The following is a 20,815-nucleotide window of genomic DNA, read 5'->3' on the forward strand; positions in this document are numbered from 1 at the left end:
GAGGACCGTTAAGGCGGGCGGCGCGTGCCTGGCCACCAGAACCGGTGCTAGCCGTTAGGTTTGTGTGAAGGACTACCTAGGGGAGGGACCCACATCATGGCAACACCACGCAAGTCAGCGCAGCAGCAGGCTGCCCGCGAGAAGGCACTGGCCAAGGCAAAGGAACTGACAGAACGGCACGAGAAGTTGATTGAGCTGGCAGCGGATTTCTTCCAGCGTCAGGAACAAGCCGAGCTCGTCCGAGCCGATGCCCGGAAGAAGGCCGATGTTCTCCTGGCGAAAGCCGAAGAGGACGCGCAGGACGCAGTCCGCGGTGCCGCGAGGACAGTTCGTGCCATGCTCGATTCGGGCGAACCGAAGGCCGGTGTCTCCGCGCGCCTGGGACTCAGCGCCGCTGAGTTGAAGCGACTCCTCGACCTCCTCAGTGAGGACGAAAAGAAGGCACCCACGGAGAGCAACAGTCCAGCAGCACCGGACGCGGCTGACCGTGAGAGCCAACACGCCGCTGCCTGAGGGCGGATAGCTGATGACAGGGTGATGCCCCCGGCCTGCAGGCCGGGGGCATCACCGGTTTTAGAAGAGCGTCGGGGCGTCAGGATCGAGACCGGCCAGCAGTGCCCGCACCCGTTCCTCCCTATCCCAGCCATGTTCGCGGACTTCATCACGCAGTGCTTTGGACCGTTCAGCGAACTGCCGGCGGGCCAGCCCGCGCCATCGGAATCCTGAACCGTTCGTGTCACGTCCCTTGGCTTGACGATCGAGCATGTTGACTCTGGCATCGCCCACACTCAGATGCGTATCTGCCGTCGTCCTCGCGCGGACGCACAGCGGGATATCGCAGTGGTGCATCAGCGGACCGAATCCGTCCAGCTCGACGCCGTATGCCAGATGAAAGGCGAAGCGATGCGGACGGACGGCCCGCGTTCGTCCGTTGCTGTTGAGAGTGAACCGGCCGTACCCGTCATCGGCCACAGCTCGAACCCAAAGCCAGCAGTCGTTCTCCCGCGGCCCTTTCATGACCTTGGACCAGAACCGGGCCTCGTCCCGCGCATGGACACGACTGGATCACCAGCGCCGCCAGCGGCGTTCAAGCCGGTTCGCGGCGACGAAGAAGGCAACCATGAACACCGCCGGCGGCACTGCCTGGAGCAGACTCTGACCGAGCCAGGCCACCACGGCCGTGATCAACGCAATGACCCCGGCCGCCTTGCAGAGGAAGATCAGGATCCCTTGACCGGCGGCCACCGGGTGCGTGAGGGCGTAGATGATCCAGCCGCCCAGGGCAACAGCCGCGAACGTTGCGAAGAAGATCAGAACGACGGCCATGATGGTCCCCTGACAACTCGCTGGCGTGCTTCCGGTGATCTCAGCAGGCCCATCGGCCCGCCTTGCTCTCCTTGGCTTGCTCGGCGGTCCTAGTGAAGTCCCCACTGTAGGCGAAGGATTTGCCGTAGCCGGTAGCTTCGGCGTGACCTTGTTCAAGGATGGTGCGGTTGGCCAGGGTGCCGTCGGTGGACCAGACGTAGGCAAGAAGCCGGTCGTACTTGTCGCGCACTCCCTGGGCGGGATCCGCTGCCAGGAACACTTGCTGTCCGTCCAGGAGTGAGTGCAGGTAGGTGGACGCTTCCGGTCCGCCGCACTCCACCGGCGCGTCTCCTTTGACGCTTTCCGGGGCGTTGAGGCCAACAAGCCTGACGCGGGTGCTGATGCCGTTGCAGCTGATTCGGATCGTGTCCCCATCGACAACACTCTCCACGAGGTACGGGCCGCTGGCCGTGGCCTGAAGTGCCGGCGGCCGCGCCGCCGTGCCCGTCGCATCGCAGGGCACCTCGTGCAGCGGTGCCGGGCCACCGGCAGGAACGACCTGCGGTCCGCCCTGGGCCGTGCAGCCGGTCAGGGCAAGAACGGCCAGAACGCTGCCGAGAAGCAGCCGGCCCGTGTACTGGGTGCCGGTCATGAGTGATCCTCCTTTGCTGCTGTTTCGGCGCGGGTCCGTCGCCCCGGGCGGAGTTCCCCAGCTTCAACACCCGGCCATTTCCGGCCGTCGTTGTACTTGCGCTGCAACCGTCGCAGCTCCCGACGTGCGGCTGCTTCAACGAAATCCGAAATGGACACATACCCCTCGAGCTGCCCGACCGCTTGAACCGCTGCCCGGATCTGCTTCAGGTCCTCTTCAGTGAAGTAGGGCCCCTTCTTCTCACTCGGCTTCATGGGTATTAGAACGGGGGTTCGGAGTCGGGGCCGTTGCCCCAGGATGAGCCAGCGTTGGCTGACGGGTTCGCGGCCCAAGGGTCGTCCTGCTGGGCGGGTTGTGCGCTGCTAGGCTGGTTGCCGAAACCTCCACCGTTTCCTGCGCCCTGGTTGGTGCGCTGGGTGCGGTTCACTTTCGCGTTCGCGTACCGCAAGCTCGGACCGATCTCGTCTACCTCAAGCTCTATCACGGTGCGCTTTTCGCCCTCTTTGGTCTCGTAGGACCGGGACTTCAGCCTGCCGGAAACGATGACGCGAGTGCCCTTGGTCAGGGACTCGGCGACGTTCTCAGCTGCCTCCCGCCACACACTCGCACGGAGGAAAAGCGTCTCCCCGTCCTTCCACTCGTTAGACTGACGGTCGAAGGTCCTGGGCGTTGAAGCGATCGTGAAATTCGCTACCGCCGAACCCGATGGGGTGAACCGCAACTCGGGGTCCGATGTCAGGTTTCCAATGACAGTAATGGTGGTTTCGCCGGCCATGATGATTCCTTTTCCTCGTGCGCTGTTGGTGTTCTCGGTGTGTGTGCTGGTTTCGTTCTGAGGTTCGGTCCCACCCGGTTCATCGTGGGTGAGGTCGTTGGGCTGGTGCTGGTCCGCGGCGTACTCGTCCCAGAGCCCGCCCTCCCCTATCGGGGCCCTACTTATCGCTGCAAGGTAGCGGTCATCCTCGATGCTGGAAGGGATGCCGTAGTAGCCGGCGAAAGGTTCTTCCTTGGCGTCGGGGTAGATCCTGCCGCTGGGGTTGGTTTCCCGGAACAGGTCCACCTCCAACGGGATCCGCGGGCTGATTTTGAACCCGTCCACCGGGTGCGGGGTGGTCATGGTCCTCACCCGAGTTCGGCGATGCGGACGCTCAGCCGGGCGGTGAGCTGCTCTTCAAGGAGATCTCGGTTGCTGACCTCGTACCTGCTTTCGTCTTCCTCGTCGTAGAAAACGGTTGAGGCGCCGTAGAAGCGTCCCTCGGCGGGAGTGGCCGGGGAGTTCAGGAACGCAAGCCCGTATGCGGCAGCCTGGATTTCGGGATCGGCGTGCAGTTCCGCGGGAATACCATGGTCGCCCAGAATCAGGGCGATGGTCTCGGCGGTGATGGGCGTGGCGTTCATTATGCCTCCTTGCGGCTTGCAGTCGTGTGGGTCATGGCGGCGTGGACGAGCTTGTCAGGGCGGAGGCCGGACCAGTGGTCCTGGTCATCGGAGTTGTTCACGATGACGGGTGCCTGGGAGTAGCCAAGCTCTTGGGTGATGTACTCCAGCGCTTCCGGCACTTCGGTGAAGTCCACGGGCGTGTAGGTGACGCCATTGGAATCGAAGTACTCCATGGTGCGGTCGCAGTTCGGGCAACCGGGCTTGGTGTAGACCGTGTAATCGGTGATTAAGGAAGTCATTTTCAGTCCTGCGTTTCGTATCAGTTTTGGTTAGGTTCGTCTGGCTGACTTGCTACTACTATTCTAGCTTTTATCCAATCGGATTTAAAGGCTTTTACCCTTATTTCTAGGCGTTTTTTACCTGCTTTTGGTAGTGATTTTCTGGGGATTAGGGCGTCTGGGGAGTTTGGGAAGATTGCGGGTAGTAGTCCGGTGCGACTCCCCCGGTGTCTTTAGGAGCTGCCCTGGGCATGGGGTTCTTGTGCCTGTGTCAGGTGATTCCGAATTTCCGAGTGTGTGGTCCCGCCTGAAAAGAATTGTTCCCCAGCGGGTGGTGGGCAGGCTGCGGGTTGGCTTGGCCCATGGGGAAGGTTGCTGGCATGTGCTGTTAAAGGGTGAAGGGCCGGCACTGTAAGTGCCGGCCCTTCCTATTTTCCCTCTGCAAAAGGAAATCTGTGGTTCAGTCTAGCGGACTCTTCCGGTGTTCCCCGGCTGGTTTTCGCTTGGAGTGCGGTGCGCAGTGCCCCAGAGGGTTAGTCCAATGACCAGAGCGAACCCTCCAATGATGAGTCCCCCGCCGAGTCCGCTGCGGCCTAAGACAAGCAAGCCGCTGAGGGGCGTCGCGATCGCCAGGCCGAAAGCGACGTCCGTCGCCTTGGGAGCCCGTAGTGATGCCTGGTTTCTTCCTCGGATGGCCACGGCCGCACCAACGTAAACCGCGACTAGTGCAGTGCTGATCAGCATCATTGCCGGCAGTGACCAGTCGAAGGCGCCGCTGAAGTCGCTGTTCATGAAGTCGGTGATGGGGTTGTCGGGGATTGGTGGCTTGGTCAAGGTGACTCCTGTCGTGGTGCCATGAGATGAGCCTAGCGGTGGCCTCTGACAAAAATTTCTCGGTGGTGAGTCGATGGAGTAGCCAGGCAGCCGGGGCTGCGCGGCTTTTGGTGGGCGTGTGCCTGGTGGCGTTGAACGGCGGTCCGTCGCTGGTGATTGGCTGCTGTGGTTCGCCCTGGGCGGCGGACCGCCCGACGTTTGGGAGGTTCCCGGCCCTACTCGCGGTGAGTGGCCGGGGGCCTTGCCGGGCGGTGGGGGTTCCGCCCGGCTAGGGGTCTAGGCGGCTTCGGGTTCGTCCGCGCTTTCCGTGGTTTCCTCAGTTTCCGTCTTGGGGTCGGTGAGGATGATCTTTTCAACGTCGCTGGCTTCGTATCCCCATGCCGTGAGCTGGGTGAGGTAGTAGCGGTTACTGCTGTTGCTACTCCGCCAGCTCGTGCGGTCGATGTTTGCCTCGTAGGCGGTGATCATCATGGCGAGGGTGACCGTTTCGGGTTTGATGGTGGGCTTGTCCACGTAGGCTGTGAACTCGCCATACCCGGTGCCGGTGCCCAGCAGTTCGGCCGTGAGTTCGGTCTTGTTCAGGGCCTTGGTCAGGATGTAGCTGGCGTAGGCAATGGTGTGGGCGATGAACTTCTGGGCGTTCTTTGGCAGGGCCTTGCGTGCCAGCAGGGTTTTGACGAATTCCCTGCGTACCACCTCGGCAGAGTCCATGGCTTTATTGTTTTCGATGACCTCCCGGCGTGCGGCCTTTTCCTCCTCGGTCATGCCTCCTGCCGGGGCTTTGCCGTCCTTCCGCAGTCCACGTTCCTTCCAGTCCGCGACGGCGAACCTTGTCATCAAGCCGCTGTATCCGATGCCGATGTATACCGCATCCGCGTCCGTCTCGCTGAGGCGTTCGCCCTCGTGGGTGGTCAGTGCGGAGATCAGGGCGGCGGCTCCCTTGTACTCGTAGTAGCTGGGGTCTTGTTCCAGCACGGTGAGGCCTTTAGCGGCAGCCTCGGCGCAGGCTTCGGCGAGCAGGGCGTTGTTCTTGCGCTCGTCGCGGAGCCGCTGCGCCCGGTGGGCGAAGTTGCCGGGGTTCTCAGTGGCGAGGCGTTCGAGCGTGGCCACGGCGTCGGCGTCGTCGGCGAATTCCTCGATCACTGCTGACTGTTCCAGTGTCAGGCCTTGGTCCAGTGCCTGGGCAGCGGTGGCGTTCGCTTTGACCTTCAGCGCGGTTTCCACCACTGCTTTCTTGGCTCCCATCTTCCGGGCGATGACGCTGGCACTCACTCCCAGCAGTGCCATTTGGTGGAAGGCTTCGGCGCGGTCGCCGTCAGTGAGTTCGCTGCGGTGGTCGTTCTCGACTACCTGCGTGGCGAGTCGTTCCGCTTCCTCGGGGGTGGCCCCGACGAGCACGGGAATGCTCGCTGCCCCGGCCTCTATGGCTCCGAGGGTGCGGCGCTGCCCCATCAGGACATGCACGGTTCCGTCCTCGGTCCGGTGGGCGACGACGGGCACGAGCACGCCGTGTTCTTTGATGCTGGCTACGAACTCTTTGGTGAGTCCGGCTTCTTTTCGGACGTTGGTGTCCACGGTCAGGGTGGTGGGGTCGAGCATTTCGAGCGTGGGTGTTGCGTTCATGGTTGTGTGTCCTTTGCAGAGGATTGGTGAGGGAGGGGTGTGACCCGGCCAGCTGATTGGGTTCCTCCCCCGATGCTTCTATGTCTTGTCAAGCGTCGGGGGTGGGGTGCGGGCTGACCGACGGGCTTCCCCGTCGCCTCGTTGTTTGTCGGTGGGTGGGGCGCTCGTGGTGAGTGGCCAGCTCCCCTCTCCCCCGCCGTTGTTTTGGCTGCTGGCGAAGCTTGCGGAGCTGTGCCCGACGGAGGCCTGTCTACCCATGGGGCAAGGGACGTGAAATTCCCGGAGGAAATCAGCGACGCAGGAGCGCCGCAGGGACATTTCCTGCACCGCAGGCCCCGACGAAGGAGGGGCTAGACGGGCCGGAGCGGGCACGTACAATCCGAAGGACAGCAGCCAAAACGTCGCAGACGAGGACAGGGCCAGGGCGTGCAGGAGCTCTGCGACGGCGCGCCCTGGACCTAACAGCCGGTCACGGAGCGAAGCGGAGTGGCCGCCCGAAAGGGTGCGAGCCTTGCGAGCAGGATCTCGGCTCCTGAGTAGGGTTGGGGCATGACTGATCCGGCACCGCTGCCCGGAACCGACCGGGGTCATCGCGGGCTTAGGTGGTTCCGTCTTCTGGCGGTGCTGTTCACCATCGCCGCAGCTGCCTCGCTCGTGCTGGTGGCCATCGATTTGTTCATCGGACGGCCTGCGGCGGGGGATCTGTTTATCACCGGGCTAAACGCCCTGGCTGCCGCGGTGCTGTGGCGCGAGTTGGCCAAACAACCAGGCGAGTGACTGTTGGCTTGACGGTTTCCACCACCATGCAGTCCGTCCGTTGAAATTTTGCCGGAAGCCATGGGTATCGATGCACCCAGGCGGGGCGCGTGGCCGGTGGGACGCCCCGTCCTGAGATGGCGGAAGAGCCGGCACCATTATGGTGCCGGCTCTTCCTGTTTTCCCTCAGCAAAAGGAAAATCGTGGCGCAGCGTCATCGCTGCAGGGGGTTAGAGGTCTTGTGGGTTTTTCTCCCAAGAGATGTCCACGACGGTGGCATTGGGTTCCGCGGTGAGCATGCTCAGTTCCAGGATGTCTTCGGCATGAGTATTGCCGGAGGGGGCATCTTCTTCGGTAAGGACGAAGTCGTGGCTCATGTGGCTGCTCCCTGGCATTCGTGGACGGTATGGTTCTTCCACTGTAGCCCGACGGCCCGGTCTCTTGCGTTTGCCGTGTTGCTTCGCCCGCGTCAGCGTTGATCGGCGGCCGGAGGAGCGCCAGCGGGGGAGGCCGCCGACGCGCCTGTGGGCCGGAACCGATGCCGGTCCCGGCCCCTTCATGGTTAGCGTTTCTTGTAGGCTGTGGCCTCCTCGGCGGCGACTGGGGCGATCCTGCCTTGGCCGATGATTTCTTCCATGAGTTCAGCGAGCCGGTACCCGGGGACGTCTTCCAGCGCGGCGGTAAAGTGCTCCGCGGCGACAGATGATTGACCCTTGAGGTAGTAGAGCCAGCCGATCACGGTCAGCAGCGGCGCCCGGTACCCTTCCGGGGCTGCGGTGATCAGTTCCTGGGCCGCTTTCTCGGCTCGGTCCACCCGGGCCCAATCCGGGGCGATGCCGTCGCCGAGGAGCAAGTATCCGCTGCCGTCGGCGTCGATTCGTTCGGGTTCGATGATGTTGCACATCAGGGTGTCCCGCAGGCTCGCAAACTGGAAGCATGCCAGCAGCTGCACTGCGGTTTCCGGGCTGACCGGTCGGCCCTGTTCGATGGTCTGGTTCCACAGTTCGCGGGCGTTGATCTCCTCGCTGTACTGCAGCACGTGCCCTGCATGTTCGATCTGTTCGGCGGTGTCGGCCGGTCCGTTGAACGGGGCGAAGGTGGTGCCGGGGGCGTCTTTGTAGCTGCTGCCACGGTAGATCATTTCGGCGTTCAGGTGTCCGTCCGTGATGGAGTCCAAGGACTCGATGGGGCAGCACCTCAGGTCATCGCACAGCAGGTTCTTCCAGTGCTCGGAAGTGACCAGCCATGCATCTTTGAGCGGCATTCCTGCGGCGTCGAGTGTTTCGACGATCGCCTCGATGTGCTCGTTGAACGGGCGGGGCGCCCCGACACTGGCGGGCTGGTCGGTGTAGACGGCCAGCACGGCAGCGTTCGCTACGGTGTCCAGTGCGAGATAGTCGGCCATGGCCCGGGCGAAACCTGCCGCATTGGTGTCCGTGGGGGCGTCGACACGCAGTGTCGCGCCGAGCATGTTCCCACGCATGGTGATGAACACGAAGGACTCCCGGGGTGCGAACCCGAGGGTGTGAGGGACGAAGCTGAGGATATCGGCAGGGCTGCTGATGCGGAGTTCGTTGGTCAAGATTCAAGTCCTTTGCTGAGGATTCGGTGGGTGGGGCGCTCGTGGTGAGTGGCCAGCTCCCCTCTCCCCCGCCGTTGTTTTGGCTGCTGGCGAAGCTTGCGGAGCTGTGCCCGACGGAGGCCTGTCTACCCATGGGGCAAGGGACGTGAAATTCCCGGAGGAAATCAGCGACGCAGGAGCGCCGCAGGGAAATTCACGGCACGCAGGCCCCGACGAAGGAGGGGCTAGACGGGCCGGAGCGGGCACGTACAATCCGAAGGACAGCAGCCAAAACGTCGCAGACGAGGACAGGGCCAGGGCGTGCAGGAGCTCTGCGACGGCGCGCCCTGGACCTAACAGCCGGTCACGGAGCGAAGCGGAGTGGCCGCCCTTTTCCCGGTTCGCCCTGGCGAGCCGCTCCCCCGACCCCGGCGGTCACCCGAGGCGAGGATCGCGGCCGGTGCCACGCGCCACAGACAGGACCCGAGTGCAGGCTGTGCCTCGGCGGTCCGCCGCCGGCAACCACCCACTAGAGCCGCCACGACGGCGGACCGCCAGCGGTGACCGGCCCTGTCACCGGACCGGTCACCATTCGGGAGGTTAGGCCGCTAGAAGCTCGCTGATCTCGGCCGCGTCAGTGACCAGGATTGCTCCGCCGTCTCTCAGGAGCCGGTGGCATCCTGCGGAGTTCGCGCTGTGCACACTGCCTGGGACGGCCGCAACATGCCGGGCGATGGTCTCGGCCTGGTGCGCTGTGTGCAGGGCGCCGGAACGCCACCGGGCCTCCACGACGCAGGTCACCCCCGCCAGTGCCGCAATGATCCTGCCGCGCTGGAGGAACCTGTAGCGCGTGGGCGCGGTACTCGGGGGCTGTTCGGACACCGTCAGGCCGTTGGCCCGGATGGCCGCGGCGAGGTCGGCGTTCCCGGACGGGTAGTCGCGGTCAAGGCCGCCGGCGGCGACGGCGATCGTCGCGGCCCCGTCGCCGCTGAACCCGGCAAGGGCGGCGCGGTGGGCGTGGGCGTCGATGCCGTAGCCGAGTCCTGAGATGACGCAGATGCCGCGTTGGGCCAGCTGGTGGGCGATGTCGCCGGTCACGGCCGCGCCGTAGCTGGTGGAATCCCGGGACCCGGTCAGCGCGACGGACCGTTCCGGGGCCGGGATGCCGTGGGTGATGTTTCCCCGGTACCAGAGCCCGTACGGTGCATCAGGCAGATCATCGAGGCCGGTCGGCCAGTGCTCGTCGCCGGGGATGAGGAAGCCGCCACCGAGGTGCTCGATCTCGGCGAGGTCCCGCTCGGGGTCGACGTCGGGCAGCCGGGGTGCCCAGCGGTTCAACGCTTCGGTGAGGTCGACGTCGGTGATGTGCCGGAAGGTGTGGGCGGGCTGGTCACCGGTAGCGACGCGGAGGGCGGCGTAGGCGCCGAGAGTGCCGACGAGGGTGCGGCCGGTGACGTCCTGCGGGTCGAACAGTCGGGTCAGGGCGGCGCGTGCGATGCGGTCGTTCATGGTGTGTGTCCTTTGCTGAGGATTCGGTGGGTGGGGCGCTCGTGGTGAGTGGCCAGCTCCCCTCTCCCCCGCCGTTGTTTTGGCTGCTGGCGAAGCTTGCGGAGCTGTGCCCGACGGAGGCCTGTCTACCCATGGGGCAAGGGACGTGAAATTCCCGGAGGAAATCAGCGACGCAGGAGCGCCGCAGGGAAATTCACGGCACGCAGGCCCCGACGAAGGAGGGGCTAGACGGGCCGGAGCGGGCACGTACAATCCGAAGGACAGCAGCCAAAGACAAGAAGGACGCTTCTACAGCCCGAGCGCAGCGAGGACGTATTCCTGGTGCGGGCTGCCGCGCCGGCAGTCTCGGCCCTCTGGGATGGGTTGGTCAGCTGCCGCCGGTTCCAGGGCTCAGATGCCGGTAGATGGTTCCGCGGGAGACGCCGAGCGTCTCAGCGATTTCCCGGACCGTGTAGATTTTTTGGTCGTACATTGACCGGGCCTGCTGGGTTTTCGTTGGGGTCATTTTGACCCTGCCGCCGCCAGTCCGGCCTCTGGCCCGCGCAGCAGCCAAGCCGTCTTGGGTTCGTTCGACGATGAGGTCGTGCTCGAACTCGGCGATGGCGGCGAGAAGATGGAAGAACAGCCTGCCACCAGGTGTGGTTGTGTCGATGCCTTGGGAGATGGCCTTCAGTCCAACCCCGTGGTCTTGGAGCCACTGGGCGAGGTCTTTGAGGTTGCGTACGGATCGGCCGAGTCGGTCGAGCTTGGTGACGACGAGGGTGTCACCGGGTCGGAGGTAGTCCAGGGCCGTATCGAGTGAAGCCCTCCTGGCCAGCACGCCTGAGGCCTGGTCAACGAAGATTTTCTCGCAGCCGGCGGCTACCAGCGCGTCTGTCTGGCTGTCGGGGTTTTGATCCCGTGTGGAGACCCGTGCGTATCCGACCATGGCCACGGCGACAATGTACCGCAAACGCCCCTGACGGAACATAGCTCCCTGACACGGGCCATGGAACTGTGGGTTTTGGCGGTGCTTGGCGGCGTTCGGTTGTCGCTATGTGTCGTGTCTGCCTATCAGCTGACCGCTGACAGTAGTGCGTTCGTGCGGAGTCATTCGGGGTTGACGTGCCGGGCCAAGGGCCAGTTTCTACCCGGTTATGTGGTCGTTGCCGCGCATTCGAACGGCGACCACCAGGCCGGAGGCGGCTGTGAGTGCAGCGACGGTCGCGATGGCTGCGGGAATCCCATACAGATCTGCGAGAAGACCTGACAGGAGTGCGCCAATGGCGAAGCCGCCGTCACGCCAGAGCCGGTAGACCCCGACGGAGCGGGCCCGCCAGGTGGGGTGTGCGACGTCCCCGATGGCGGCGAGGAGGGCGGGGTAGACCATGGCCGTTCCGAGCCCGAGGAGGACTGCGGCGATGAGCCAGGGCCCGAAGCTGTGGGCTGCGGCGACTATTGCGAGTCCCGCGGCTTGAACGAGCATGCCGGTCACAATGAACCATTTGCGGCCCCACCGGTCTGAGGCGGCACCGGTGAAGAGCTGCCCGGCGCCCCAGACCGCAGGGTAAACGGCGGCCAGGATCCCTACCTGGTTCAGGTTTAGCCCGGAGCTGACGAAGAGGACCGGAAAGAGGCCCCAGGCGAGGCCGTCGTTGAGGTTGTTCACCAGTCCTGCCTGGCTGGCTGCGGAGAGTGAGCGGTCTTTGAAGCTGGTGAGGGTGAAAACCTGTCCTGTGGTGAGGCCGGCGTCGGCACTCTTGTATGCACTTACGTGCTGGGAGGCTTCCGTCTTGGCATGGTGGTGGGTTTCGCGAATGGTCAGGACTGACAGGCCTAACCCGAGGGCGATGTAGGCGGCGCCGAGGAGGAACGGGCCGGGCCGGAGCCCGTACGCGGAGGCGATGTACCCGGTGGCGAGGGCGGTGACGGCGACTCCGAGGTAGCCTGCCGCTTCGTTCAGACCCATGGCGAGGCCGCGCTGTTTCGGGCCAACGAGGTCCATTTTCATGATGACGGCCGTGGACCAGGTCAGGCCTTGGCTGATGCCGAGGAACACGTTCGCCGCAACGATCCATCCCCACGACGGGCCGAAGATGAGCATGAGCGGAACAGGGATTGCTACAAGCCAGCCCGTGACGAGGACGGGTTTGCGGCCGTACCGGTCAGAGAGTGTTCCCGCGAAGTAGTTCATCGCGGCCTTGGACAGGCCGAACGCGAGGATGTAGGTCAGGGCACTTGTATACAGGTCCAGATGGAATGTTTGGGAAGCGAGCAGGGGCAGCACGGTGCGCTCCTGGCCCAGCGTCCCTCCCACCAGGGCGTTGACTGCCACCAGCAGCATGAACTGCGCCAGGTTCTGTCGCAGGCCCAGTGCGAAACGGGTGGAGTCCAGGGTGCTTCCCGCCTTTGTTCTGGCCATTCCTAGGTGCTCGCTTTCGTGCGGGGGACATAAAGGTGCCCGGACGCGTGGCGGAACGCGTCCGGGCGGGCCCGGGCGGGAGGGGGGTCCTGCCCTGGCGGTCTTAGGGGTTTACTTTGCTGAGACGGTGTTCTGTCGGGTCTGCTGGAAGGCGTCCCAGGCGGCGTAGCTGCCGTCGAGTTCGACGACGTCGTATCCGGCGCGGCGCAGGGCGCTGGCTGCCACGGAGTTCCGGACGCCGGACTGGCAGTAGGTCACGATGGTTCCGTCCGTGGGGAGCTTGTCCAAGTGCCACATGATCCGGCCGCCGCTGAGCTGGTACGAGCCGGGGATGTTCCCGGCGATGTGTTCGCTGCGGTTGCGGACATCCACGACCAAGGCGGCGTCAAAGCCCTGCAGCTCTTCTGGCTGGATCAGCTTCGGCGTAGTCATGGGGAGCCCTTCGATGCTGGTCACGTAACCGGCGACGTTATCGATGCCGACCCGGACCAAGTGGTCCCACATGTCCATGGCCTGTTCCTGGTCTGCCGCGAGCAGTACCAACGGGTTCTTGTCCGTCTCGGGGTTTACTACCCAGGCGCCGTAGCTGGCCACGGACTTGCCGGCCGGTACGTTCAGGGAACGGGTGACCGTGCCTTCGTGGACCTCGCTGTTGGGCCGGGTGTCGATGAACGTGACTTTGTCCGCCGCCAGGTCCTTTGCGACGTCAGCGGTCTCCAGTTCCTCGAGCGGAGCGCGTTCTCCCATGACGGCGGGGCCTTCACGGTTTTCCCGCTTCATCCGGCCGAAGTAGGCGTGGGCGTCGGGCTGGCCGTCGAGGAGCTCGTCGATGAAGCCCTGCTCGTCATTGGCTGCGAGGTAGGGGCCCCACCAGGAGTAGAGCCGCTCGTAGCCCACGGTGGAGGAGGGGATGGCGCCCAAGGCCTTGCCGCAGGCGCTGCCGGCGCCGTGGGCGGGGTGGACCTGCACGTAGTCCGGCAGGGTCAGGAACTTATCCCGCAGGCTGGCGAAGAGTTGCTTGGCGCCTTCGAAGCGGGTGTCGATCCCGCCGGCTGCCTCGTCCAGCAGGTCCGGCCGGCCCAGGTCGCCGGAGAAGACGAAGTCACCGGAGAGCAAGTAGCCGGGCTGGTCGCTGAACGCACCGTCGGTGACCAGGAATGACAGGTGCTCGGGGGTGTGGCCCGGGGTGTGCACGGCCTGGACGCTGATGTTGCCGATGGTGATCTTGTCACCGTCGTAAAGGCGTTCGCCGTCGAATTCGTACTGCCAGTCCGGCCCGCCCTCACCGGAGACGTAGATCTTCGCGCCGGTGGCAGCGGCCAGCTCGCGGGTTCCTGAGAGGTAGTCCGCGTGGATGTGGGTTTCGGTGACGGCCACGATCTTCATGCCGTTCTTCTCAGCCAGGTCCTGGTAGACCGCAATGTCGCGGCGGCCGTCAACGACGATGGCGGTGCCGTTGGCCTGGCAACCGATCAGGTAGCTGGCCTGGGCGAGGTCTTCATCGTAAATGCGCTCGATAAGCATCTGGTGTTCTCCTTCATGGAGTGGGTGTCTTGGGGGGGATTGATTTAAGTGTAATACCCCGGGGGGTATAGCACAATGAGGGATGTGCGCCGGGCAAACGGTACGTGTGCTAGGCCTGCTGGTGGTTTTCGGAAGGCTGGAGTTTGTCTATGTCCAGGTTTTTGACGGCTTGGATGACCTCTTCGAGTCCGGTGGTGTTGAGCGCTCCGGGCTGGGAGAAAACCAGCTTTTTGTCCTTGAAGGCCATGAGGGTGGGGATGGAGGTGATGTTCGCTGCGGCGGAAAGGGCCTGTTCGGCTTCGGTGTCGACCTTGGCGAAGGTGATGTCCGGGTGCCGTTCGGCGGCGGCTCCGTAGGTGGGGGCGAACATGCGGCAGGGGCCGCACCAGGCTGCCCAGAAGTCAACGAAGACGATGTCGTTGTCCTCCAGGGTCTGGGCGAAGGATTGGTTGGTGATGTCGATGGTTGCCATGATCTGTCGTGTCCTTTCGGGCGGGTGGGTGGTTGCCCTGCGAGGGGGTGCCTAGGTGGTGGGGAGTCCGGCGCGGGTCCAGGCGGTCATGCCGCCGGTCATGGTGTCCGCTTTGTAGCCGGCGCCGTTGAGGGCGTCGGCGACGGCGGCGCTGCGGTTGCCGCTGCGGCAGACGGCGATGACGGGCACGGCCGGGTCCAGCTCGCCCAAGCGGGCCTGCAGCTGGCCCATGGGGATGTGCAGGGCGCCGGGGATCATGCCTTCGGCGACCTCGAAGTCCTCGCGGACGTCAAGGATCCGGGCGGTGGAGCGGCGCTGTTCCGCTTCAGTAATGGTGATTTCAGCCATGGGGGTTCTCCTTCGAAGTGGTTCGGCTGGGTGTGTGGAAGTGTTGCTTGCCTAGCGGACGGGTTCGCCGGCCTGGCGCCAGGCGGCCATGCCGCCGCGCACCGAGTAGGCGTCGTATCCCTTGGCGGCGAAGAGCCGGGCTGCTGAGGCCGAGCGGACGCCGGAGGCGCAGACGGCGATCACCGGGCGGGTTTTTTGGATGCCGGCGGTGCTGGCCTGCAGCCTGTCCAAGGGGAAATGCTTGGCCTGAGGCGCCCGGCCGGTCCGCCACTCCTGGGCTGACCTGACGTCGATGAGCGTGGCCCCGGAGCCCAGGAGGTCCTTGGCCTGCGCTACGGAGATTGTCTTGTAGGGCTTACTGAAGGCCTTCTTGAGGGAATCGATCAGTCCCATGGTGTTCTCCTCTATGGATGGGTCAGGCGGTGACCGCGCCGGCGGTGACCCACGCCGCGACGGCGAAGATGAGTACCGCAAACGAGATACGGATGTGTTTGTCGTGCAGGTGGCGGGCAAACCGTGCGGCAACCACCGATCCCACGATGGCCGGGATGGCGAACGCCAGGGTGGTGGCCCAGTCGATGGTGTATCCGGCAGCGTGTGCGCTGAACCCGGCGGCGGAGTTGATGACGATGATCGCCAGCGAGGTTCCCACGGCCTGCTTCATGCGCAGGCCCAGGAAGATGGTCAGTGCGGGGGTGATGAGGAAGCCGCCACCCACGCCGAGGAGCCCGGTGAGGAACCCGACGAGCAGGCCCACGCCGACGGCCCTCGGGGCGCAGGACCGGAATGCACGGTTTGGTCCGGTGCTGCAGGAACCTTCGCTTTCGCGAGGCTTGCTGAGCATCCGGATGCCCGCGGCCACCATGATCACGGCAAAAGCCAGCATCAGGATGTTCGGGTCCAGCAGTTTGCCCACGGCCGCGCCGGCCCAAGCTGCCGGAATCCCGGCAACCCCGACCAGTGCGATTACCGGCCAGTTCAGGCCCTCGCGGATCCTGGGCAGCAGGGCGGCAAGCGAGGATACGCCCACTACCAGCAGCGACGTGGGAATCGCCTGCGCCGGGGTCATGCCCACCCCGTACACCAGGGCCGGAACGGCGATGATGGACCCGCCGCCGCCCACAACACCCAGGACAATGCCGACGGCCAGCCCCAGACCCAGGGCCGGGATCATGCCGCGGCGCCCTCAGCCGTCTGCAGGGGAAGCTGCAGGATGGCGCTTTCGCGGGTTGGCTCCTTAGCGGCCTTGTTCCACGGCATGGCCGAGAGGGCCTGGCCCATGGCGCAGGTGTTGGTCGCGGCCGAGAACGTCAGGCCGGTCCCGATGACTCCGGCAAGCGTCCGGATCTTCGGTGAGACGAACTTGCCGCCCGCCAGGCCCAGGACCACGAGGGACCCGGCCACAAGGCGGACCTGCCGCTCAAGGTCCCAGCGGTCCTTGCCCTTGACGACGTCCCCGCCGGCGGCAGCGAAACCGGGTGCGCCGCCGGTCAGTACGTAGGCGGTGTCGATTCCGGCCTTGGCAAGGCGCTGGCGGGCCTGCTCTGCGCGCACGCCGGACTGGCAGACCAGGACCACGCGGGAACCCAGCCGGGCGGCGAGTTCGTCGGTGTGCTCGGACAAAAGCGGCAGGGGCACATTGTAGGAGCCGCGGATGTGCATGGACTCGAATTCTGCGGCGGAGCGGACGTCGATGACCAAGAGGTCCTGGTGCTCTTTGAACCAGGACTGGAGGGTTTCAGGGGCGAGTGCGGTAACAGCGCGTGCTGTGGAAGGGGAAGTCATGGTTGGCCTCTCGGAAGGGGTCGGGTGGATACCCCACCGAGTATTCCAGATACCCCCGGGGGTAGTCAAAACACCCTAGGGGGTATAGAATTGATACAAGCCCCGATATTGGAGAAACCCGTGGAACTCAATCCCTCAGAACTAACCCCTGTCATCAACCGGCTAAAGCGCGCCCAGGGCCAGCTGTCCGCTGTCACCCGCATGCTTGAAGAAGGCAGGGACTGCAAGGACGTCGTGACCCAGCTCGCCGCCGTATCGAAGGCGCTGGACCGGGCCGGGTTCGCCATCATCGCCACGGGCCTTGAGCAGTGCATCGTCCAAAAAGACGCAACGATGGACAAGAAAGACCTCGAGAAGCTCTTCCTCTCCCTCGCCTAATCTGGCCAGCTGTCGATCAGCCCAAAGGAGAACTATGACGTACACACTCACTACCACCGTCGCCCTTCCGTGGGCTGAAACCCTGGACCGCGCCCGGGCCGCCCTGTCAGCCCAGGGCTTCGGAATCCTCACGGAAATCAATATCCGATCCACCTTCGAAGCCAAGCTTGGTGCTGAAGCGGCGGACGCTGTCGGTGACTACGTCATCCTCGGTGCCTGCAACCCGGCACTGGCCAGCCGCGCCCTCGCCGCCGAACCCGAAATCGGCGCGCTGCTGCCGTGCAATGTCGTGGTGCGCCGGAACAAGGACGCAGAGCTGACCACGGTGGAAGCCATCGACCCCCAGACCATGGTCCAGCTCAGCGCCGCCCCAACGGTCAAAGAAGTAGCCGACGACGCTGGCACCCGCCTCCGGAAGGCCCTCGCCGACCTGGGTCAACCGGCGAAGTAGGTTGTCAGTGCAAACAACGGATCCAGAGACTGAGCAGGCCGGACCCGGCCTGCTCATCCACTCCGCCGGCCCGCTCGAACAGGAAGCCCTGACCGGCATCCTGCGCAGCGCCGCCAACGCCCGCGCCGCGCTCGGCCAGGGAGCTCACATTGAAGTGGTCATCCAGGGCCCCGGCGTCAAACTCCTCGCCGCCAACACGCCCGCCACCGAAGCCATCACAAACGCAGGGCAACTCCACGTGGACATCCTCGCCTGCGGCAACAGCATGCGCTCAGCAGGCATGGAAGACCAGGACCTCGCACCCGGCGTCGGCACGGTGCCCGCAGCCATCGCCCACCTGGCCCGGCGCCAATGGGACGGCTGGGCCTACGCCAGGCTGTAGCGCCGCCCCTAATGGTGTAGACACTGGGGGACCCACCCTGGTGCAAGGCGCTCATTGGCACGTCTCAAAAATCAAAAGCTTTTCGAGACACTGTTCGGTGCGTCGGGAGGTGTCGTTTTCAGTAGTCGTCTGCACTCGCTCCCGCGGAATTCCGGGGTAGTGCAGACGAGTACGGACATAGAGATGTCACAAGTCCCCTGCACGGAATTGCATTCCGCTCAATAGTCCTCTGCACCAAGCGTCACTTTTCAGAAGTCGCCTGCACCAAACAGCAGCTACTATTGCTTCGAATGCCCCGTCGCGCCTGCTGCCGGGACCCACCGGTAGAGCGTCGGGACGGAGACGCCCAGGCTCGTTGCCACTTCCCGGGGCGGTGTTCCCTGGTTGAGTAGTTTGCGGGCTGAGCGGATCTTGGCTTCCGTCATGATGCGTTTGCGGCCGCCGACCCGTCCCTGTTCGCGCGCGGCCAACAGCCCGGCCTGGGTGCGTTCGACCATGAGCTCCCGTTCCATCTGGGCCAGGGATGCCATCACGTTGAAGAAAAAGCGCCCGGAAGCCGTGGTGGTATCGATTGCGTCGGTGAGGCTGACGAAGCCTACGCCGCGGTTGTTCAGGCCGCCGGCGAAGTCCAGGAGGTCCTTCACGCTCCGGCCTAGGCGGTCCAGCTTCCACACCACCAAGGTGTCACCGTCACGCAGGGTGTCCAGCGCTTTCTCGAGTCCGGGGCGGTGTGACTTGGTGCCGCTGATCGTGTCTTCGTAGATTTTGTCGCATCCGGCCTTCTTCAGGGCGTCGATCTGCAAGCCCAGGTTCTGGTCCCGGGTGGAGACTCGGGCGTAGCCGATTCGGTGTGCGGTCATGGGGTGTTCTCTTCTCAAAACTCAGTGCGGTGCGTTGGTTCGACTGTACCGTTTTGAGAACTATTTGTGAGAACGACCGGCTCTGAGCTCGACTTTTCGTCCCAATGGCGGTTTTCCGCACAAAGATGCCCGTTTGCAAAAGCTCGCTGCAAACACCACGATTCTCAAATCCACCTGTTCTTGAAATCCTTCGTTTCTGAGAACGATTGAGGCAGCGTTGAGGTCTGGGCTTTGCGCCTTGGCGAAGCAGTCCTGGTTGAGGTTGAAGCTATCCACAATTATCGGTATGTAATAATATTCGTATGAATGCAGATAAGCCCTGTGGGTTGAGTGTGGACAGCGGCTTTGTCGAGCTGGCGGTGGAGGTGTTCGCTATGCTGGCGGACGCGACTCGGGTGCGGCTGATTCTGGCGCTGCGGGACGGGGAGATGTCTGTCAACGAGCTCGCTGAGGAGGTGGGCAAGTCCCAGGCGGCGGTGTCCCAGCATCTGGCGAAGATGCGGCTGGCGCGGATGGTGTCCACCCGGCAGCAAGGGACGAGGGTGTTCTACCGGCTGGAGAACGAGCACGCACGCCAACTGGTCGCCGATGCGATCTTCCAGGCAGAGCATTCCCTGGGCGGCACGCCGCGTCACCACCACACGATAACGGAGACCGAGAACCCATGAAACAAGCCGACAGCCACACTCACGACCACGGCACTGCCGGGCATGACCACGGCGCTGACGCGCATAATCACCAGACCGGGCACGGGCATGACCATGACCACGACCACAGTCACGATCACGAGCACCCCGGCGGCCTGAAGGGCTTCCTGCATGGCCTGTTCGTTCCGCACAGCCACGACGCGGCGGATTCGGTGGATGAGGCGATGGAGTCCTCGGTCAAGGGCATCCGTGCCCTGAAGATTTCGCTCGCCGTGCTGGCTGTGACGTCGCTGCTGCAGTTGGGGGTCTTCCTCTTTAGCGGCTCGGTGGCCCTGTTGGCGGACACGATCCATAATTTCTCTGATGCCTTGACTGCCGTTCCGCTGTGGGTGGCGTTCGCCCTGAGTCGCCGGACGGCCACACGGACCTATACCTATGGTTTCGGCCGGGTCGAGGATCTGGCCGGGCTGTTCATCGTCGCCATGGTGGCACTTTCCGCCGTGGTGGCGGGTGTGGAGTCGGTGATCCGCCTGTTCCAGCCGCAGCCGCTGAGTAACCTGGGCTGGGTTCTTGCCGCTGGCCTGATCGGTTTCGCCGGCAACGAGATCGTGGCCATCTACCGGATCCGCGTGGGTAAAGAGATCGGATCCGCGGCACTGGTGGCGGACGGTGTCCACGCCCGGACGGACGGGTTCACTTCCCTGGCCGTTGTCGCGGGCGTCATCGGCGTCTGGCTCGGTTTCCCGCTGGCAGACCCGATCGTCGGCATCCTGATTTCCGTCACCATCTTCATCCTGCTCTGGGGCACCGCCCGCGACATTGGCCGCCGGCTCCTTGACGGCGTAGACCCGGACCTGCTGGACCGCGCCGAGGCGGCTATCGCCCCGGTGGCACCGGCCGCCTCGACGGTCAGGCTGCGCTGGAGTGGCCACCGGCTGCACGTTGAAGTCACCGCCCCCGTGGACCCCGACCGGACCATGGCGGATTTCACCGCGCTCAACCGGTCGGTGGAGGACGCCGTGCGGGGCAGCATCCGCAACGTCGGATCGGTCCTCGTCGTTGCCCGCTAAACGCCGCCCGGCCGGTCTCCCGGAGACTCCCTGGACCGGGACGGACAGCCCGGGGCACATGACGACCGCCGAGATCCCCGGACACGGAAGATTCTTTCTCACCGGCGCGGCCCTCGAAATGGTGGGAGTGTTCGGCGGTGTCCTGCACTGCTACCTCGGGTCCGGTGGCTGCCGGAAACAGGGCCTGTACTTCTCACGGACCCTCCCCCGCAAACCCCTGCGGTGCACACTGCGCCCGGCACAGGCGGCCGGTCCCGTACCGGGAGCCGGATCCGCCGGATCGCGCGGCAACTGGCCTGAGGGGCCGGCGCCGGAAGTCAGCGTCAGCCATGACCTGGCTCCGATGGTTGACGGTGCAGTTCTGGATTTCGGGACCTACAACAAAATGCAGCGCTTCGTGTGGCTGTCGCTGCCGGCCGTCAAAGGACCGCAATGCAGCTGCTTGCGCTCCACCGGAGCCCCGGCCGGCAAGCGCTCACCGTGCCTCGATGACGAAGGGGTCGGTCTGACGGACCTCTAGCGTTCCTTCACCGGTCGATGTTGAAAGTGCCGTTGAAAGTGCCCCGGAGGAAGGTCAGACTGGCTTCGCCCAGATGTCA

29 protein-coding genes are annotated in these 20,815 nt (G+C 64.5%); 8 read left to right on the forward strand and 21 right to left on the reverse strand.

The genetic code is table 11. From position 1 onward, the window contains the following. The first annotated feature begins 96 nt into the window (after window positions 1-96). Window positions 97-513 carry a hypothetical protein gene (locus PV760_RS13400; RefSeq protein WP_354627986.1) on the forward strand — a complete coding sequence of 139 codons (417 nt, stop codon included), beginning with the start codon at window positions 97-99 and terminating at the stop codon, window positions 511-513. A gap of 60 nt (window positions 514-573) precedes the next feature. Here PV760_RS13400 and PV760_RS13405 read toward each other — a convergent pair whose 3' ends face one another. The 9 genes from PV760_RS13405 to PV760_RS13445 all read right to left on the reverse strand — a co-directional run bounded on the left by PV760_RS13405 (window position 574) and on the right by PV760_RS13445 (window position 6,072). Continuing rightward, complete coding sequence (locus PV760_RS13405; RefSeq protein ID WP_285750132.1) at window positions 574-972, reverse strand: hypothetical protein; 399 nt, start codon at window positions 970-972, stop codon at window positions 574-576. A gap of 93 nt (window positions 973-1,065) precedes the next feature. Next, window positions 1,066-1,326, reverse strand: coding sequence for a chemotaxis protein (locus PV760_RS13410; protein WP_069695501.1), 261 nt, complete (start codon window positions 1,324-1,326; stop codon window positions 1,066-1,068). 40 nt (window positions 1,327-1,366) lie between these two features. Further along, window positions 1,367-1,957, reverse strand: a complete 591-nt coding sequence (locus tag PV760_RS13415) for a thermonuclease family protein (protein WP_069695500.1) — start codon at window positions 1,955-1,957, stop codon at window positions 1,367-1,369. Then, window positions 1,954-2,211: a ParB family protein gene (locus tag PV760_RS13420; protein ID WP_069695499.1), complete on the reverse strand. Its 258-nt coding sequence runs from the start codon at window positions 2,209-2,211 to the stop codon at window positions 1,954-1,956. Before PV760_RS13420 ends, PV760_RS13415 begins: the two co-directional genes overlap by 4 nt. A 5-nt stretch (window positions 2,212-2,216) precedes the next feature. Continuing rightward, window positions 2,217-3,074, reverse strand: coding sequence for a single-stranded DNA-binding protein (locus PV760_RS13425; protein ID WP_069695498.1), 858 nt, complete (start codon window positions 3,072-3,074; stop codon window positions 2,217-2,219). 5 nt (window positions 3,075-3,079) lie between these two features. After that, entirely contained in the window at window positions 3,080-3,355 is a 276-nt protein-coding gene (locus PV760_RS13430; protein WP_069695497.1) for a hypothetical protein, read from the reverse strand. After that, window positions 3,355-3,636: a glutaredoxin family protein gene (locus PV760_RS13435; RefSeq protein WP_354627987.1), complete on the reverse strand. Its 282-nt coding sequence runs from the start codon at window positions 3,634-3,636 to the stop codon at window positions 3,355-3,357. The genes PV760_RS13430 and PV760_RS13435 overlap by 1 nt, the downstream gene beginning before the upstream one ends. Window positions 3,637-4,080: 444 nt before the next feature. After that, a complete protein-coding gene (locus PV760_RS13440; protein ID WP_285750122.1) occupies window positions 4,081-4,449 on the reverse strand; it encodes a hypothetical protein in 369 nt (122 codons plus the stop codon). 276 nt (window positions 4,450-4,725) lie between these two features. Next, window positions 4,726-6,072 (reverse strand): ParB/RepB/Spo0J family partition protein, encoded by a 1,347-nt coding sequence (locus PV760_RS13445; RefSeq protein ID WP_354627989.1) that lies wholly within the window; start codon window positions 6,070-6,072, stop codon window positions 4,726-4,728. 549 nt (window positions 6,073-6,621) lie between these two features. Here PV760_RS13445 and PV760_RS13450 point away from each other — a divergent pair. Continuing rightward, window positions 6,622-6,849, forward strand: a complete 228-nt coding sequence (locus PV760_RS13450; protein ID WP_069695256.1) for a hypothetical protein — start codon at window positions 6,622-6,624, stop codon at window positions 6,847-6,849. 209 nt (window positions 6,850-7,058) lie between these two features. Here PV760_RS13450 and PV760_RS13455 read toward each other — a convergent pair whose 3' ends face one another. From PV760_RS13455 to PV760_RS13505, 11 genes are all read right to left on the reverse strand, one after another. Then, window positions 7,059-7,205, reverse strand: a complete 147-nt coding sequence (locus tag PV760_RS13455; RefSeq protein ID WP_170828538.1) for a hypothetical protein — start codon at window positions 7,203-7,205, stop codon at window positions 7,059-7,061. Between the two features lie 185 nt (window positions 7,206-7,390). Next, the gene (locus PV760_RS13460) at window positions 7,391-8,410 is read right to left on the reverse strand and encodes a DUF4192 domain-containing protein (protein WP_069695257.1); all 1,020 of its coding nucleotides are present in this window, start codon (window positions 8,408-8,410) and stop codon (window positions 7,391-7,393) included. Between the two features lie 579 nt (window positions 8,411-8,989). Next, complete coding sequence (gene dprA, locus PV760_RS13465) at window positions 8,990-9,898, reverse strand: DNA-processing protein DprA (RefSeq protein ID WP_069695258.1); 909 nt, start codon at window positions 9,896-9,898, stop codon at window positions 8,990-8,992. A 367-nt stretch (window positions 9,899-10,265) separates the two neighbouring features. After that, window positions 10,266-10,826, reverse strand: coding sequence for a recombinase family protein (locus tag PV760_RS13470; protein WP_170828539.1), 561 nt, complete (start codon window positions 10,824-10,826; stop codon window positions 10,266-10,268). Between the two features lie 198 nt (window positions 10,827-11,024). Beyond that, on the reverse strand, window positions 11,025-12,299 hold the full coding sequence (locus PV760_RS13475; RefSeq protein ID WP_069695259.1) for an MFS transporter: 1,275 nt from the start codon (window positions 12,297-12,299) through the stop codon (window positions 11,025-11,027). 111 nt (window positions 12,300-12,410) lie between these two features. Then, a complete protein-coding gene (locus PV760_RS13480; protein WP_069695260.1) occupies window positions 12,411-13,823 on the reverse strand; it encodes an MBL fold metallo-hydrolase in 1,413 nt (470 codons plus the stop codon). A gap of 109 nt (window positions 13,824-13,932) precedes the next feature. After that, a complete protein-coding gene (trxA, locus tag PV760_RS13485; protein WP_069695261.1) occupies window positions 13,933-14,295 on the reverse strand; it encodes a thioredoxin in 363 nt (120 codons plus the stop codon). 51 nt (window positions 14,296-14,346) lie between these two features. After that, a complete protein-coding gene (locus PV760_RS13490; RefSeq protein WP_069695262.1) occupies window positions 14,347-14,643 on the reverse strand; it encodes a rhodanese-like domain-containing protein in 297 nt (98 codons plus the stop codon). Between the two features lie 51 nt (window positions 14,644-14,694). After that, on the reverse strand, window positions 14,695-15,036 hold the full coding sequence (locus tag PV760_RS13495; RefSeq protein ID WP_354627990.1) for a rhodanese-like domain-containing protein: 342 nt from the start codon (window positions 15,034-15,036) through the stop codon (window positions 14,695-14,697). Between the two features lie 22 nt (window positions 15,037-15,058). After that, on the reverse strand, window positions 15,059-15,817 hold the full coding sequence (locus tag PV760_RS13500) for a sulfite exporter TauE/SafE family protein (protein WP_069695264.1): 759 nt from the start codon (window positions 15,815-15,817) through the stop codon (window positions 15,059-15,061). Beyond that, the gene (locus PV760_RS13505) at window positions 15,814-16,428 is read right to left on the reverse strand and encodes a rhodanese-like domain-containing protein (protein WP_069695265.1); all 615 of its coding nucleotides are present in this window, start codon (window positions 16,426-16,428) and stop codon (window positions 15,814-15,816) included. The genes PV760_RS13500 and PV760_RS13505 overlap by 4 nt, the downstream gene beginning before the upstream one ends. Before the next feature lie 120 nt (window positions 16,429-16,548). Between PV760_RS13505 and PV760_RS13510 the strand changes: the two genes are divergently transcribed. The 3 genes from PV760_RS13510 to PV760_RS13520 are packed head-to-tail and all read left to right on the forward strand — an operon-like array spanning window position 16,549 to window position 17,639. Beyond that, complete coding sequence (locus PV760_RS13510; protein WP_014920545.1) at window positions 16,549-16,806, forward strand: metal-sensitive transcriptional regulator; 258 nt, start codon at window positions 16,549-16,551, stop codon at window positions 16,804-16,806. Window positions 16,807-16,840: 34 nt separating this feature from the next. Next, window positions 16,841-17,257: a DUF302 domain-containing protein gene (locus PV760_RS13515; protein WP_069695266.1), complete on the forward strand. Its 417-nt coding sequence runs from the start codon at window positions 16,841-16,843 to the stop codon at window positions 17,255-17,257. Window positions 17,258-17,264: 7 nt separating this feature from the next. Beyond that, window positions 17,265-17,639 carry a DsrE family protein gene (locus PV760_RS13520; RefSeq protein ID WP_354627991.1) on the forward strand — a complete coding sequence of 125 codons (375 nt, stop codon included), beginning with the start codon at window positions 17,265-17,267 and terminating at the stop codon, window positions 17,637-17,639. A 278-nt stretch (window positions 17,640-17,917) separates the two neighbouring features. Here PV760_RS13520 and PV760_RS13525 read toward each other — a convergent pair whose 3' ends face one another. Next, a complete protein-coding gene (locus PV760_RS13525; protein ID WP_354627992.1) occupies window positions 17,918-18,499 on the reverse strand; it encodes a recombinase family protein in 582 nt (193 codons plus the stop codon). A 302-nt stretch (window positions 18,500-18,801) separates the two neighbouring features. Here PV760_RS13525 and PV760_RS13530 point away from each other — a divergent pair, with 302 nt between their 5' ends. From PV760_RS13530 to PV760_RS13540, 3 genes are read left to right on the forward strand one after another with little or no spacing between them, the layout of a single operon-like run. Beyond that, on the forward strand, window positions 18,802-19,167 hold the full coding sequence (locus PV760_RS13530) for an ArsR/SmtB family transcription factor (RefSeq protein WP_354627993.1): 366 nt from the start codon (window positions 18,802-18,804) through the stop codon (window positions 19,165-19,167). Continuing rightward, window positions 19,164-20,216: a cation diffusion facilitator family transporter gene (locus tag PV760_RS13535; RefSeq protein WP_354627994.1), complete on the forward strand. Its 1,053-nt coding sequence runs from the start codon at window positions 19,164-19,166 to the stop codon at window positions 20,214-20,216. Before PV760_RS13530 ends, PV760_RS13535 begins: the two co-directional genes overlap by 4 nt. Before the next feature lie 58 nt (window positions 20,217-20,274). Beyond that, entirely contained in the window at window positions 20,275-20,736 is a 462-nt protein-coding gene (locus PV760_RS13540) for a peptidase (RefSeq protein WP_354627995.1), read from the forward strand. The last annotated feature ends 79 nt before the right edge of the window (window positions 20,737-20,815 follow it).

It is taken from the genome of Paenarthrobacter sp. CC6, assembly GCF_040560085.1.
Taxonomy (GTDB): Bacteria; Actinomycetota; Actinomycetes; order Actinomycetales; family Micrococcaceae; genus Arthrobacter; species Arthrobacter nicotinovorans.